We start from the raw sequence: 15,347 nt of genomic DNA, 5'->3' as shown, positions 1-15,347 counted from the left end.
GCCTGTGCGGTATTCCCAGCTTCATGCGGCAGTGGCAGACTCGGGCGCATGCGGTTCGAGACGACGATGTTCCTGTCGGGCAACAACACCGGCATCGAGGTGCCTCCCGAGGTGATCGAGGGTCTCGGTGCCGGCCGCAGGCCGCCGGTGCTCGTCACGGTCAACGGGTTCGAGTACCGGAGCACGGTGGCCGTGATGGGTGGGCGCTACCTGATTCCGTTCAGCTCCGACAAGCGTGCGGCCACGGGCATCCAGGGCGGTGACGGCATCGTGGTCGACCTCGACGTCGACACGGCACCGCGCACCGTCGAGGCTCCCGACGACCTCGCGGCCGCGCTCGACGCGACCCCCGGCGCCCGTGAGGCCTGGGACCGGCTCGCGCCGAGCCACCGCAAGGCGCACGTGACAGCCGTCGAAGGGGCGAAGACTGAGGAGACCCGGCAGCGCCGCATCGCCGCGGCGATCGCCAAGCTCACGGGGTAGCGACGACGGGCGCGTTCGAGACGTCCGTCGCGGCGGAGCCGGAGTTCGGGGCATCCGTCGCCGTCGGGGCATCCGTCGCGGCCGCAGCCCCGCCGACCCGCGGGAGCTCGACTCCCACGAGCCGGGCGAACGCGCTGAGCTGCGCCACGCCCAGCGGCGTGCGGGGAAGCGCGTCGAGCAGGCCCGGCGAGTAGACGAGGTAGGCGGCGACCTTCGCACGGGAGATCGCGACGTTGAGCCGGTTCTTCAGCAATAGGAACTCGACCCCGCGCGGTGCGACCGTGGCCGACGACGCGGCGAGGGAGACGATGGCGACCGCCGCCTCCTGGCCCTGGAACTTGTCGACCGTGCCGACGGGCACCGCGGTGTATCCCGCGCGGTCGAGCCGATCGCGAACGAGGGCGAGCTGCGCGTTGTACGGCGTCACCACGATGAGGTCGGTCTGCTGCAGGGGACGCGGGTCGGCCTGCTCGGGGCCGTCGGCCGTGTCACGGGTGCCGGTGTACGCGCGACCGAGCAGGTCGCCGACGATGCGCACCACCTCGTCGGCCTCCTCGGCCGACTCCGTGGTGTTGCCGTCGTGCTCGACGGCAACGGGCGTGAGGCCGGGCGGGATCCCGTCGATGCCGCGCAGCGAGGCGCAGTCGTGCGACCTGAGTTCGCCTTCGTAGGAGAGCCGCGAGACGGGGGCGGCGAGGGCCGGATGCATCCGCCGGCTCTCCGCGAGGAAGTATCCGTATTCGGCGGGCAGCACGTCGTGGCCGTCGGCGATCCAGCCGAGCGCCGAGGTGTCGACGGGTTCGGGGTGGGTGCCCTGGCTCACCTGTGGGAGCTGCTGCGGGTCGCCGAGGAGCAGGAGGCGCCGTGCCGCGACCGACGCCGCGATGGTCGACGCGAGCGAGAACTGGCCGGCCTCGTCGACGACGAGCAGGTCGAGCGCGCGGCGGCCCACGCGGTCTGCGTTCGCGAAGTCCCAGGCGGTGCCGCCGTAGACGAATCCGGTCGCCTGGTTCGCGGCGATGAACGACGAGGCGCCGTTCTTCTCGATGACGGTCCATCCGCGTTCGGTGTCGTCGTCGCGGTCCTTCGGTGCCTTCGCGACGAGACGGGGGTCGAGGCCTGCCGCGAGGACGGCGTCGAGCAGGTGTTCGACCACGGCGTGCGACTGCGCGACCACGCCGACCTTCCAGCCGTGGTGGCCGACGAGCCGCGCGATCACGCGCGAGGCGACGTACGTCTTGCCGGTGCCGGGCGGCCCCTGCACTGCGAGGTACGAGTCGTCGAGGTCGCCGAGGGAACGCACGACCACCCCGACGTACTCGTGGTCGGGAAGCGCGGCGAGCGCCCCCGAGCGCGTGCGCGGCGGGATGCGCCGCAAGAGGTCGACGGCGGGGTCGCGCGGCCACACGGGGTGACGGGAGACGATCGGCGCAGCCCATTCGGCGATCGCGTCGCGCTGGCGCCCGGCCGGCGGGGGATTGCCCGGCACCAGGGCCATGGGAAGCGCGCGCCAGGTCTCGCCGGCGACGCCGCGCTCTTCCACGCGGACGCCGTCGGCGGTCGCCTCGATGACCGTCGCGCTCGTCCACGCGCGTGAGCCCGGCCGACGCGAGGTCGACGGGAACGGAGCCGGCCACTCGTACAGCACGTAGAGGTCGGCGCCCTGGCTGAACCGGGAGCCGGGGGCGATGCGCCCGCGCAGCAGGAGCTCACGGCGATCGTGCTGCTGCCGCCCCTCGCGGTACCAGTCGTGCAGCACGACGGTGCGTGCAGGGTCGACGACGAGCACGTCGCGGTGGTCCTCCCAGGCCTCGAGCGGCTGTTCGACGCGGAAGAAATGACCCCACCAGAACGTCTTCAGTTCACGGTCGTGGTAGTCGATCGCGGCCGCCGCGAGGGCGAGCGCCGTGTGGTCGGCATCGCGCTCGGGGTCGTCGGCGGGGCCCGCGAGCCGCTGCAGCTGTACCGCGAGTGGACTCGCCTCGTAGGACTTGCCGGTCGGCTCCGCGATGAGCAGCGCGGGCACCGGCTCGACGTGCTCGCGCCGGGCGAGGTCGAGGAGCCAATCGCGCAGCCGCAGCGTGGAGACGCAGTCGTAGCGGTTGTACTCGGCGAGGTCGTCGAGCACGTGCTGCGCGGCGGCGGCACCCGCCAAGCCGGTCGCCGGATCCACGTCGCCGGTGGCGAGGAGCTCGCGGGCGCGCACGTACTCGAGGATCGAGTCGCCGCCCGACTTCACGTCGGCCTCACGCAGCTGGTCGCCCATGTAGAGCGGCTCGAGCTTCTTGATCGAGTACGAGCGGCTGCCGACCCGCACCGCGCGCTTCACGATGGGGTAGAGGTCGACGAGTACTCCGTCGGCGAGCAGTTGGTCGACATCGGCTTCGCCCACGCCGTGGCGGGCCGCGATCGAGGTGAGGTGCGTGCGCTCGTAGCTCGCATAGTGGTAGATGTGCAGGCCGGGATGGGCCGCCTGGCGCAGCTTCACGAGCTCGAGGAACTTCACGAGCGCCTCGCGCTCCTCGGCGAAGCTGTGCGCCCAGAGGGGGGTGAACTGCTCGTCGTTGTCGATCATGCCGAACAGGTAGTCGAGGCCCCACTCGGTGGCCGACCCCTCGGTGTAGAGCGGATCGCCCTCGAAGTCGAAGAAGAGATCGCCGGGGTCGGGCGTGGGAATCGCGGCGAGCGCCCCCGGCTCGCGCACGACGACGGGCGGCGGCAGCGGCGGGTCGTCGGGGCCGCGCTGACCGGCGGCTTCCGCTGCGGCCGTGGCCGCCTCGGCCGCCAGTTGCAGCTTCGCCTGCAGTCGCAGGCCCTCGAGCGTGGCCTCGAGGATGCCGTCGATCGGCCCCTGCGATGCGGCGAAGGCGTCGATCGTGGTGATGCCCGCCTCGAAGAGGTGCGCGCGTTGCGTGGTGCGGAGCCCGGCCACGAGCAGTGGGTCGCGATGCGCCTGCACCTCGAGGTCGCACGTCGGGCACCGGCCGTCGAGCGTGTAGCGCGGGTCGCCCCACGCCGCGGGGCCGTCGTCGGCGATGCGGTCGGCCACGATCTGCTCGAGCCGGGCACGGCGCAGCAGGTAGACGGGCTCGATGTCGTCGAGCCGGTGCGAGCTCGTGGTGCCGTCGCCGAGGAGGAGTTCGACGGTGTCCGCACGGGGGATGCCCAGCCGTGCGAGCTGCGTCGCGTAGGCGGCGAGCTGCAGCAGCGCCGTGACGCGGGCGCGGCGGGCGAGCTTCGAGTCCTGCACGAGGTAGCGGCCGTCGGGCTCGCGCACGATGAAGTCGGCGAAGCCGACGAACCCGTCGTCGACGAACGTCGCCTGGAACACGACGGGCGCGCCCGACTCGAACGCCGCGAGGGTCGCGGCGACGGCCGCGGCGACCTGGTCGGCGTCGCGCAGGTCGGGCCGGTCGATCTCGACCACGCCCGCGCCGAACCGCTCGCGGTACGACTCGAGCACGCGCCGCTCGTGCGCGTCGCCGAGGCGGCCCGCGCGTTCGAGCATCGGATCGGCGACGGGCTCGAACAGCGTGTCGCGCCCGAGCTTCACGTCGAGCTCGCGCAGGAACGCGAACTCGCATTCGGCGGCCTTCTTCAGGTCGCTCGCGCTCGTGACGACGGTGCCGTCGACCAGGTACATCGGCTTCCTCCCATCGTCTCAGGTCTTCACCGTAGCCCGAGCGTCCGACATCGAGGGACCCGTCGGATGCCGCGGCTCACCCTGCTCCGCCGAGCGCGCCGCGCGCGAGCCCGAGCATCCCCTCGACCGCGTGCCCGGTGAGCGAGCCGCGCGCCCCGGCGTCGCCCCAGCGCACGAGGGCCTGCGCGTTGAGCCCGTCGATCATGCCGAGGAGCTGCCAGGCGATGGATGCGGCATCCGTCGCCTGGAACTCGCCGCTCGCGATTCCCGCCTCCACGACGCCCTGCACCACCGCCTGCCAGGCGTCCATCCGTGCGCGCACGGATGCCGCGAGCTGCTCATTGCTGCGCCCGAGCGCCCACGCCTCGACCCAGACGACGGTGACGTCGTCGCGCGTGCCGTCGAGGAGCGTGTCGATGAGCGCGGCGAGGCGGGCCGTCGGGGTCGGCAGCCCGGCGATCAGCCGCTCGACCTCGCTGATCTCGGCCGAGACGATCGACGCGAACGTCGTCGCCGCCAGCGCGTCCATGCTCGGCTCGTAGTGGGCGACGAGCGCCGGGGTCACGCCGGTGCGGGCGGCGACGCCGCGCAGCGTCACGGCGGTGAGTCCCTGCTCGAGGGCGAGGTCGCGAGCGGCCTCCGCGATCTCGGCGGCTCGTTCGGCCGGCGACTTGCGGGCCGACGACCGGCGGGGGGCTCCTGACATCGACACCTCTTGTTGATCGTATGATCAATAATAGTCGAGCGGATGCCGCGGCATCCGTAGCCCGCAGAGGAGGTCGCCCATGTCGTGGCGCATGCCCGCAGAGACCGCGCCGCACGAGCGCACGTGGCTGGCGTTCCCGCGCCCGGGACTCACGCTCGGCGATGATGCCGCGTCGGCGGAGGAGGCCTACGCCGCGTGGACGGCGGTGGCGCACGCCGTCGCCGCATTCGAGCCCGTGACGATGGTCGTCGACCCGGTCGAGCGCGACCGCGCGCGCCGCATGCTCTCGGCCGACATCGCGCAGCTCGAGGCACCGCTCGACGACTGCTGGATGCGCGACATGGGCCCCACGTTCGTCGTCGACGACGATCGCCCGGGCGTGCTCGCCGGCGTCGACTGGGTCTTCAACGGCTGGGGTGCGCCGAAGTGGGCGACGTGGGCCGAGGACCGCGAGATCGGACGGTTCGTGACGGATGCCGCGGGCGCCGAGCTCGTCTCCTCGATGCTCGTGAACGAGGGCGGCGCGATCCACGTCGACGGCGAGGGCACCGCGCTGGTCACCGAGACGGTGCAGCTCGACCCGGGACGCAACCCGTACGCCGACAAGGCCCGCGTAGAGGCCGAGCTCGCGCGCACGATCGGCGCGACGACGGTGATCTGGCTGCCGCGCGGCCTCACCCGCGACTACGAGGACTTCGGAACGCGCGGACACGTCGACATGGTCGCGACGATCGCGTCGCCCGGCACGCTGCTCCTGCACGAGCAGCCGAGTCCCGAGCACCCCGACCACGACGTCATGCGTGAGCTGCGTGCGTTCCTCTCGGAGGCGACGGATGCTGCGGGCCGCCGCTTCGAGATCGTCGACCTGCCCGCCCCGTCGCAGCTGCGCGACGACGAGGGCTTCGTCGACTGGAACTACGTGAACCACCTCGTCGTGAACGGCGGCGTCATCGCGTGCGGCTACGGCGACGAGCGAGCGGATGCCGCGGCGCGCGAGCTGCTCGCGGCCGCCTATCCCGGGCGCGAGGTCGTGACCGTCGACGCCCGGCCGATCCTCGCGCGGGGCGGCGGCATCCACTGCATCACGCAGCAGCAGCCGGAGGTCCCGGAGCTTGTCGAAGGGAGCAGGGCATGAGCGGGTTCGCTTCGACGGGCTCGGCGAGCGAGGCGTTCGACGTCGTCGAGGCATCCATCGGCGACCTGCGCGCGGCGCTCGAGGACGGCCGTGCCACCGCGGTCGGACTGCTCGAGGCGTACCTCGCGCGGATCGACGCGTACGATGCGCCTGGAACGCCCACCGCGCTCAACGCCGTGGTCGTGCGCAACCCCGGCGCGCTCGCCGACGCGCGAGCCTCCGACGAGCGCCGCGCCCGCGGCGAGGCCCTCGGCCCGCTCGACGGGATCCCGTACACCGCCAAGGACAGTTACCTTGCTCGCGGGCTGACCGCGGCGGCGGGCTCCCCCGCATTCGAGCACCTCGTCGCCCAGCAGGACGCGTTCACGATCGAGCGACTCCGCGGCGCCGGCGCAGTGCTCATCGGCCTCACGAACATGCCGCCCATGGCGAACGGCGGCATGCAGCGCGGCGTCTACGGCCGCGCCGAGAGCCCGTACGACGCCGACTTCCTCACCGCCGCCTTCGGCTCCGGCTCGTCGAACGGCTCGGGCACGGCGACCGCCGCGTCGTTCGCCGCCTTCGGACTCGGCGAGGAGACCTGGTCGAGCGGCCGGGCGCCCGCCTCGAACAACGCGCTCTGCGCGTACACCCCCTCGAGGGGTGTCATCTCGGTGCGCGGCAACTGGCCGCTCGTGCCGACCATGGACGTGGTCGTGCCGCAGACCCGCACCATGGCCGACCTCCTCGAGGTGCTCGACGTCATCGTCGCCGACGACGCAGACACCCGCGGCGACTTCTGGCGCGTGCAACCGTGGGTCGAGATTCCGGCCGCGTCGGCCGTGCGCCCGCCGTCGTACGTCGCACTGCTCCCCGGCGGATCCGACCCCGCGAGCGCGACGGGCGGCGCCAGGGCCGCCCGGGCCGCCCGGGCCACCCTCGCGGGCCGGCGGTTCGGCGTCCCGCGCATGTACGTCAACGCGGATCCCGACGCGGGCACCGCCCAGCCCGGACGCAGCGGGGGCATCGGCGGATCGACCGGGCAGCGCATCGACACACGGGCATCCGTCATCGAGCTCTGGGAGGCCGCGCGGCGCGACCTCGAGGCCGCGGGCGCCGAGGTGATCGAGGTCGACTTCCCGGCCGTGACGAACTACGAGGGCGACCGGCCCGGCGCGCCCACGATCGCGACGCGCGGGCTCGTGAGCCCCGAGTACCTGAAGCGCGAGATCATCGACCTCTCGGCGTGGGCCTGGGAGGACTTCCTCCAGGCGAACGACGACCCGGTCCTGTCGACGCTCGCCGGCGTCGACGGGTCGCGCATCTTCCAGCAACCGGAGGGCGCGCTGCCCGACCGGTACACGGGCTTCGACGACGATATCGCGAGGTACCCGGAGTGGGTGCGGTCGCACCCCGGCGCGACGTGGGCCGGCATGCCCGAGCTCGAGTCGGGGCTACGGGGGCTGGAGGAGACCCGCCGACTCGACCTCGAGGAGTGGATGGACGCGCTCGGCCTCGACGCGGTCGTCTTCCCCGCGGTCGCGGATGTCGGGCCGGCCGACATGGACGTGAACCCGGCATCCGCCGAGCTCGGCTGGCGCAACGGCGTCTGGGTCGCGAACGGCAACCTCGTGCCGCGCCATCTCGGCATCCCGACGGTGACGGTGCCCATGGGCACCATGCAGGACATCGGGATGCCCGTGGGCCTCACGTTCGCCGGACGCGCCTACGACGACACGGCCCTGCTGACGCTCGCGGCCGCCTTCGAGGCGACCGGCGCGCGCCGGACGGAGCCGCCGCGCACGCCGCGGCTCGGCTGACGCCGGGTCAGTCGGTCCGCCAGTCCTGCCAGTCCTGCAAGTCCCACCAGGGCATCATGGGCCCGACGCCGTCCCAGAGGCCGGCGAAGGCGTTCGAGATCGCGGAGGTGATGAGCGAGAGCCCGAAGATGGCCGCCGTGATGATCCAGGCGATCATCTTGTGCTGCTCGTAGTCGGGCAGCAGGCGGCCCTCCTTGTCGCGCTGCACGCCGGCGAGCGTGAGGATGAGGTCGATCAGCCACCAGATGCCGAAGCCGCCGATCGTGATGAGCTTCAGGATGCCGGTGCCGATCTTGCCCAGGTAGAAGCGGTCGACGCCGAGGAATCCCAGGAGCCACGCGAACATCCACGTGGCGATGAAGGACCGGGGCGACGGGGCTGTGGACGGCGCCGCCGAGCCGGGTGGGGCGGCGGGCGGTTGGTAGGCGGGCGGCGGCTGGTTCGGGTCTGAAGGTGGGTATGCGGTCATGACGGTTACCTCCTCGATCCGCCCCAGTGTGCTCGTCGGGCGATCGGGGGCGGTGGGTCGAAGGTCCCGCCGGGGCATCCGTTCAGCGCAGGTTCAGCGCACCTCGACGGAGCGCTCGTGCAGGCCCGTGGCGCCGTCGGGGACGACGCCCTGCACCCGGGAGGTCTGCACCTCGCCGTCGGCGCCCGTGGCGCGTACCCGCAGGGTGTGGGTGCCGGCGGGCGCGTCCCACTCGTAGTGCCACTGCACCCAGGTGTCGATCGAGATCGCCGTGGCGAGCGTGGCCGGCTGCCACGCGCCGTCGTCGACCTGCACCTCGACGCGGTCGATTCCGACGTGCTGGCGCCATGCCACGCCCGCCACCGTGACCGGGCCCGCCGTGAGCGACTGGCCGCCGCGGGGCACGTCGATGCGCGACGACAGCTTGATCGGCCCGCGCTCGCTCCAGCCGCGATCGGTCCAGTAGGCCGTCGCCCGGTCGAAGCGCGTGACCTCGAGGTCGACCACCCACTTCGTCGCCGAGACGTACCCGTACAGCCCGGGCACCACCATCCGCACCGGGAATCCGTGCTCGGGGGGCAGCGGCTCGCCGTTCATGCCGACCGCGAGGATCGCGTCGCGGTCGTCCTCGAGCACGGCGAGCGGCGTCGACGCCGTGAAGCCGTCGACGCTCCGCGAGAGCACCATGTCGGCGTCGGCACTCGGCGCCGCGCGGGCGATGAGTTCGCGGATGGGATATCCGAGCCACACCGCGTTGCCGATGAGGCCGCCGCCGACCTCGTTCGAGACGCACGCGAGCGTCGTGACGCTCTCATCGAGGGGGAGGGCGAGGAGCTCGTCCCACGTGAGGGTGACCTCGCGCTCGACCATGCCGTGGATGCGGAGGCTCCAGTCCGAGGGGTCGACGGCGGGCACGGCCAGCGCCGTGTCGATGCGGTAGAACTGCGCGTTGGGCGTGATCACCGGGGCGAGGCCGTCGATGCCGAGTTCGGCCGCGGCGGGCACGGGCGCGGTGGCCGTCGGACGGGGGAGGGTGATCGTGTCGCGAATCGCGGTGACGGCGCGGGAGCCCGCCTGCAGCAGGTACCCACCCAGGGCGGCGACGGCGCCGACCGCGACGGCTCCGCCCGCCCAGCCGAGGAAGCGGCGCCGGTCGACGGTCGCGGGCGAAACCGTGGCTGCGTCCGCGGCTCCGCTTCCCGGGTCGAAGGATGCTTCGGGCGACGCGCCGGCGCCCGCCCCGCGTGTCGCGGCATCCGTCCTTCGACTCGTCGCGGGCGCGAGACTCCTGGCGGGCGCCGGACTCGTCGCGGGCGCGACGGGCAGCCGACGCACGAGGAACTGCAGGGCCAGCACGGCCGAGATCGCCGCGACCGCCGACGGGGCGAACGCGAGCATGGTCGCGTTCGCGCGCGTCGCGGCGGCGACCACGCCGACCACGCCGAGGAGCCCGATGAGTAGGCGTCCCAACGGCGGGCGAGGCACCTCGAGCACCCCCGCGGCACCCGCGACCGCGAGGAGCACGATGCCGATGCCCACGAGCAGGGCGGCCTTGTCGGCGGTGCCGAACAGGGCGATCGCGGCATCCTTCGCCCACGGCGGCGCGAGGTCGATGAGCAGCGACCCGACGACGACGAACGGACTCGACGCGGGCGCCAGCATGGCGGCCGTGAGTTCGCCGACGCCGGTTCCCAAGGCGACGGATGCCACGCCCGCCGCGGCGGGCAGCAGCCAATGTTGCGCGCGCTCGTTCCCGCTGGTCATGTGTTCAGGCTACGCGCCGGCTCCACGCGCGCACGGGCTGACGCCGTGGAGTTCCTCGGACCGTAATCTTCGCCCCGAGGCCCGCCGTCGGTCGCCGTTCCTCGCGGCGGCGGCGCGAGTTCGAGCCGCCGCCGCGACAAGCCGCCGCAGGGTGCGATCGTTCCTGGCGACGCGCCCACGGCCCTCTCAGCCCGCGGGCGTGTGCGCCGGGAGGAACGCGGCGACGGAGTCGGCGAGCGACGCGCCGATCTCGGCGGCCGGACGCTTCGTGCCCTTCACCTCGAACGAGTGGTTCGCGTTCTCGACCCAGTGGAGCGTCGCCGTCGGCCCGATGCGCGCCACGAGCTCGTCAAGCTGCTCGTTGGGCGTTGCGAACGGGTCGTTCCGTCCCTGCAGGAACAGCATCGGCACGGTGAGCCCCACGAGGTGCTCGTCGCGAGTCTTCTCGGGCCGGCCGGGCGGGTGCAGCGGATACCCGAGGTAGACGAGACCCGCCGCCGGCATCCCATCGGCCACCGCCATCGACGCCATGCGTCCACCGAAGGACTTGCCCGACGCCCAGATGGGCTCGCCGGGGGAGCCGGCCGCGACCGCGCGGGCTCGGGCGGCATCCACCACGGCACGCCAGGTCGCGATGGCGACGGGCGGGCGGTCGGGGAACCGGCGCCCGGCCTCGCGGTATGGGAAGTTGAAGCGCAGCGTCGCGAACCCGAGCGCGTCCATCGCGCGGGTGAATCCCGAGATGAACGGATGCTCCATGCCGGCGCCCGCGCCGTGCGCGACGACGATCGTGGCAGGGGCATCCGTCGGCCTCGTGGCGACGCCCGAGACGGGCGTGCCGTCGACGTCGATCGTGATGCGCTGCTCGTCGGTCATGGGCTGAGCGCCTCGAACAGGTTGCCGACGCCCTCGAGCACGGTGCCACGCGCGTCGACCAGGTCGCCGACCGCTGCGACGAGCTCGACCGCACTGCCCGCGGCCTTGAGGGCGAGCGCGACGTCGGCCGCGACGTCGATGGCGTCGGCGAGCGTGTCGAGGTTGTTGCGGTCGAGTGCGTCGTGCTCGAGTCGGAGCCGTGTCATCCACTCGCGTTCGAGCCGGAAGAGCACCGCGTACGGCAGGAGTCGTTCGTGCAGGTGGAATCGGGCGAGCCGCTCCGACGCGAGGTCGGCGCCCTGGCGCCCGATAGAGGCATCCGGCTCGCGCAGGTCGGCGCCGCTCGGCGACTGGAGCACGCGCATCCGGTCGGCCTCGGCCAGTGCGAGGTACTGGCGCAGTCCGTCGAGGTGCTCGCGCCTCGGGCGGGCGGCGGGCAGGAAGCGTCGCCACGACGACGGCGTGACGATGATCGTCGCGACCGTCGCGGCCAGGGCGAGGGTCGTGGCGCTGAGCGCTGGCCGGTCGGCGTTGACGAGGGCCAGGACGGTGAGGAGGGCCTCGACGAGGATGCCGAGGTAGGCGAGCACCGTGAGCGTCATGCCGGGCCAGGTGGTGCGGCGCTCGTCGATGAGGCCGTCGCGCGCGAGCGCGTGCTCGGCGTCGGCGACCACGCTGCGCAGCCGCCCCGCGAGCGCGCGCCGGTCGGACGTGAACCGCCGCACCCGGCCGTGCGTGTGCTCGGGCCCGAAGAGGGCATCGAGCAGGTCGAGCTCCTCGGGGCTGAACGTCGCGCCGTGCACGAGTTCGACGACGATGGGCTCGCGCTTCGATCTGCCGCCTGCGAGGAGCCGGATCTTGCGCTTCACCGCGAGATCGATGAGCGCAGCGGATGCCGCCCGCCGGTCGGCATTCGCGAGCAGCGCGTCGCGCAGCACCGTGGATCCGCGCTCGGGTGCGTATTGCACGACGAGCCCGGTCACGCGTTGGCCGGCGACGGCACGCGCCACGATCCCGAGCCCGAGGATGAGGAACGCCGGGACGATCGCGACCAGGATGACGGCGGTGAGCACGGGCCCAGTCTAGGAGCGGCAGGGTTCGGGGTGGCGCTCCCAGGCTGCGGGACGCGTCCCGAAGACGGGGCCGGGCGCCCGAAGGTGCCCGGCCCCGCTCGCTGCGCCCCCACGCAGCATCCGCCGCCCAGAACTCGGCGACGGGTTCCCGTCACGCCCCCCGGCGCGCGACGGTGTCGGAGCGGGTCCGTGGAGGCTGTGGGCTCACCCTCCACGGACCCGCAGATCCTCGAGGATCCGTCAGGATCGTTGGCTCAGCATAACCGGCGGGTAGTGCTCCTGCCTCCATCGTTCGGCTGATTCGCCGACGCGGGCTACGGCAATGAGGCTACGTCGCCGGCCGCGGCGGCCAGCAGCCGTGCGGCTTCGAGGGAGCCGGGTGTCGCTGCAGCGCGTTCGGTGGAGTCTGCGGCGCCGTGGGCGATGGTGGCCGCGAAGACAGCGGGCGACGCCGACAGCATCGCGGCGGCACGCGATCTCAGTGTCAGGCTGGTCGGCGCCGAAGCCGCAACTCGGCCGCCACGCGTGCGGTGACCGTCGCCACGACCACGGCAACCACGGCGATGATCGCGGCGACGCCCGTGACGGCCGACCCCGGGGCATCCGTCAGCCGCGCGCTCGCGATCCATGCGAGTCCCCAGCAGAGCGACAGCGTCGGCGCGACCCGGCCGCGATCCCAGACGGCGAGCGCCACGCCTACGAGACCCGCCACGGAGACGACGCCGACCGCCCACGTCTCGGGCGGGATCCCCCACCCGTCGAACCCCGCCGCGACGAGCGCCGCCGTCACGTTCGCGGCCGTCGCGACGATCACCCAGCCCAGGTACAGCCCCACGGTGCCGTCGGTCACGAGCGCGTCGACGACCTTGGGAGGCGGGTGTCCGAGGCACTGGCCGAAGGCGTACACGAGGACGAGGAGCAGCACGATGATGACGGGGACGCTGAGCCACAGCAGGTCGAACTGGATGCTGAGGATCCACGCCGCGTTGAGCACGAGCGACGCGGCGATCGGGTAGCCGACCCGGCGGTGCCGCAGCTCCGAGCGCTGCGCGGGCAGGAACTGCCACACCGCGTAGGCCAGCAACCCGGCGTAGATGACCGACCAGATGCCGAATGCGCTCCCCCCGGGCGCGATGAGCGTCGCATCGGCGGCGAGCGCGCCGCCCGCGGCATCCTGGATCGGCGTGCCGCCGGCAGCGCCCGACCCGATGAACGCGCCGACCACCGCCACCACGGCGCTCGCGGCCACCGTGAGCTGCCGGGCGAGGTCGCTGCCCGTCGTGGGTCCTGCCGCCGACGTCGTCGTCATCATCCGCTCCTGCCGTCGTCTCGTGGATCCCGGTCTCGTCGCAGTGCCAGCCTAGGGAACGGATGCCCCGCGCCGGTCACTCCGCGCCGAGCTCCTCGCGGATGCGCCGCAGATCCTCCATCAGCGACCCCACGAGGATCCAGTGCCCAGACCTCGGTGGCGAGACGACGAGCGCCGACGTGAGGGCCGGGGTCTCCGACGTGCGCGGCTCGTGCTCGGGTTCGGCGACGCGAGCGGCGAGCCGCACGTCGTGCGCGACGCGGCGAAGCTGTTCGGCGATCGCCCGCACGGTGGCCTCGTCGTGCAACGTCTCGTCGTAGTGGTCGGCGAACGCCCGCGTCATCCCGATCACCTGCGTGACGATGGGGCTCAATCGGGTGAGGAGCTCGCGCAACTGCACGAGCTCGTCGCGGTGCGCCGACCGGCGGGGGTTGAGCGTGAGCGACTCCTCGCCCGCGACGATCGCGGCGTCCGCGCCATCCCGCATCGGGCGCATCAGCCGCGCCTCGATCATGAGCGCGTCGAGGTCGGCCCGCGACCGCGACCGACCGAGCGCGTCGGCGAGACGGTCGACGGATGCCGCGAGCTCGCCGCCGAGCCGGGCGAGCTGCTCCCGGGCCGGGGTCACCGCCACGGGCGGCACGATGAGCGCGTTCACGATGATGCCGATCGCCGCGCCGATGAGCGTCTCGAGCACCCGGTCGAGCGCGTACTCGGGGGAGGACGCGCCGAGCGCGAGCACGAGCATGGCGCTGATCGCGACCTGGTTCGACGTGGCGGGCGTCATCTTCAGCGCCCACGCCACGAGCATCGCCACCACGATGGCGACGAGGATGATCCACGTGCTCTGCCCGAACGCCAGCGAGAGCCCGCTCGCCACGATCACGCCGAGGATTACGCCGATCGAGCGTTCGACGGCCTTGCCGAACGACTGGTTCACGCTCGGCTGCACCACGAGCAGCGCCGCGATGGCGGCGAACACCGGCAGCTCGCCCTGCACCAGCCAGCCCGCCACGAGCCACGCGGCGACGGTCGCGACCGCTGACTTCAGCACCTGCAGCAGCGGCATCCGCCTGGTCGCCCGGAACGTGGCCGTGAAGCGCATGCGCCAAGGCTAGCCGCGTGCGGTCTCCGCGGCCTCCGCGGCCTGCGCGTCGCCCGACGTGCCGGCAGGCGGCCCGGCCGCGGGCGGCCCCCCGTCCGACTTGCCCCGCCGGACCGAGCCGCTGACGACGGCGGCCACGACGCACAGGCCGGCCGCGCCGAACCAGGCGATCGTGTACTCGCCGGTCTGGTCGCGCACGAGACCCGCGGCGGTGGCCGCCAACGCGGCGCCCACCTGGTGCGACGCGAACACCCAGCCGAAGACGATGGGGCCGTCGGCACCGAACACCTCACGGCAGAGCGCGACGGTCGGCGGCACGGTCGCCACCCAGTCGAGGCCGTAGATGACGACGAAGACGATGATCGGCGGCTGTACCGTCGCGTCGAGGAGGAACGGCAGGCCGGCGAGCCCGATGCTGCGGCCGGCGTAGTAGACCGCGAGCAGGATGCGCGGGTTCACCCGGTCGGTGAGCCAGCTGGATGCCACGGTGCCGACGATGTCGAAGATGCCGACGAGTGCGAGCAGGCCCGCAGCGGTCGTCTCCTGCATGCCGTGGTCGTGCGCGCTGGGGATGAAGTGGGTGCCGACGAGGCCGTTCGTCGTGGCGCCGCAGATCGCGAAGCCGGCCACGAGCGCCCAGAACGTGCGCTTCCCGCTCGCGCGCACCAGGGTCGCGAGCGCGAGGCGCGCGGCGTTGCCGCGCACGGGCGCGGGCTGCTCCCAGCCGTCGGGGGCGCCGAACGGCGTCGTGCCGAGGTCTGCGGGCGATTGCGGAGGAACAGGGCCACGAGCGGCACGACCGCGAACGCCCCGACGGCGACGAGGAGCGACGCCTGGCGCCAGCCCTGCTGCTCGACGAGGGCGAGGAACGCGACCGCGGCGACGATCCAAGCCGGGTGCAGGGGGCTCGTGTGCCGCGGCGTGCTCGTGGTCATCCCTCGATTCTCACCGACGGGAGCGACCCCGAGTGCCGCGGGATCCCGCC

The 15,347-nt window shown here is 73.1% G+C and carries 11 protein-coding genes and 1 pseudogene; 3 read left to right on the top strand and 9 right to left on the bottom strand.

Translation table 11 applies throughout. The features are described 5' to 3' along the window. The first annotated feature begins 48 nt into the window (after positions 1-48). Positions 49-483 (top strand): YdeI/OmpD-associated family protein, encoded by a 435-nt coding sequence (locus IEX31_RS04025; RefSeq protein WP_188742165.1) that lies wholly within the window; start codon positions 49-51, stop codon positions 481-483. Here the strand turns inward: IEX31_RS04025 and IEX31_RS04020 are convergent. Together IEX31_RS04020 and IEX31_RS04015 are read right to left on the bottom strand one after the other, a co-directional pair. Next, positions 473-4,126, bottom strand: a complete 3,654-nt coding sequence (locus IEX31_RS04020; RefSeq protein WP_188742164.1) for a TM0106 family RecB-like putative nuclease — start codon at positions 4,124-4,126, stop codon at positions 473-475. The genes IEX31_RS04025 and IEX31_RS04020 overlap by 11 nt on opposite strands. Before the next feature lie 76 nt (positions 4,127-4,202). Further along, entirely contained in the window at positions 4,203-4,832 is a 630-nt protein-coding gene (locus tag IEX31_RS04015) for a TetR/AcrR family transcriptional regulator (protein WP_188742163.1), read from the bottom strand. Between the two features lie 79 nt (positions 4,833-4,911). On the opposite strand from IEX31_RS04015, the gene IEX31_RS04010 reads away from it, so the two are divergent. Continuing rightward, the gene (locus IEX31_RS04010) at positions 4,912-5,967 is read left to right on the top strand and encodes an agmatine deiminase family protein (RefSeq protein ID WP_188742162.1); all 1,056 of its coding nucleotides are present in this window, start codon (positions 4,912-4,914) and stop codon (positions 5,965-5,967) included. After that, positions 5,964-7,766 (top strand): amidase, encoded by a 1,803-nt coding sequence (locus IEX31_RS04005; RefSeq protein ID WP_188742161.1) that lies wholly within the window; start codon positions 5,964-5,966, stop codon positions 7,764-7,766. The genes IEX31_RS04010 and IEX31_RS04005 overlap by 4 nt, the downstream gene beginning before the upstream one ends. 7 nt (positions 7,767-7,773) lie before the next feature. Here IEX31_RS04005 and IEX31_RS04000 read toward each other — a convergent pair whose 3' ends face one another. From IEX31_RS04000 to IEX31_RS03970, 7 genes and pseudogenes are all read right to left on the bottom strand, one after another. Next, positions 7,774-8,235 carry a TM2 domain-containing protein gene (locus IEX31_RS04000; protein ID WP_188742160.1) on the bottom strand — a complete coding sequence of 154 codons (462 nt, stop codon included), beginning with the start codon at positions 8,233-8,235 and terminating at the stop codon, positions 7,774-7,776. 93 nt (positions 8,236-8,328) lie between these two features. Further along, on the bottom strand, positions 8,329-9,999 hold the full coding sequence (locus tag IEX31_RS03995) for a molybdopterin-dependent oxidoreductase (protein WP_188742159.1): 1,671 nt from the start codon (positions 9,997-9,999) through the stop codon (positions 8,329-8,331). Between the two features lie 186 nt (positions 10,000-10,185). Beyond that, a complete protein-coding gene (locus IEX31_RS03990; RefSeq protein WP_188742158.1) occupies positions 10,186-10,875 on the bottom strand; it encodes an alpha/beta hydrolase family protein in 690 nt (229 codons plus the stop codon). Next, the gene (locus IEX31_RS03985) at positions 10,872-11,948 is read right to left on the bottom strand and encodes a DUF2207 family protein (protein WP_188742157.1); all 1,077 of its coding nucleotides are present in this window, start codon (positions 11,946-11,948) and stop codon (positions 10,872-10,874) included. The genes IEX31_RS03990 and IEX31_RS03985 overlap by 4 nt, the downstream gene beginning before the upstream one ends. 484 nt (positions 11,949-12,432) lie before the next feature. Further along, positions 12,433-13,257: a TspO-related membrane protein gene (locus IEX31_RS03980; protein ID WP_188742156.1), complete on the bottom strand. Its 825-nt coding sequence runs from the start codon at positions 13,255-13,257 to the stop codon at positions 12,433-12,435. A 76-nt stretch (positions 13,258-13,333) separates the two neighbouring features. Further along, complete coding sequence (locus IEX31_RS03975) at positions 13,334-14,362, bottom strand: FUSC family protein (protein ID WP_188742155.1); 1,029 nt, start codon at positions 14,360-14,362, stop codon at positions 13,334-13,336. A gap of 9 nt (positions 14,363-14,371) precedes the next feature. After that, a pseudogene (locus IEX31_RS03970) lies at positions 14,372-15,225 on the bottom strand (MFS transporter); the annotation flags it as partial. Between the last annotated feature and the right edge of the window lie 122 nt (positions 15,226-15,347).

Source organism: Agromyces bauzanensis, from assembly GCF_014645655.1.
Classification (GTDB): domain Bacteria; phylum Actinomycetota; class Actinomycetes; order Actinomycetales; family Microbacteriaceae; genus Agromyces; species Agromyces bauzanensis.
Note: the sequence above shows the minus strand (reverse complement) of the source record. Positions and strands in the feature narration are given on the sequence as shown.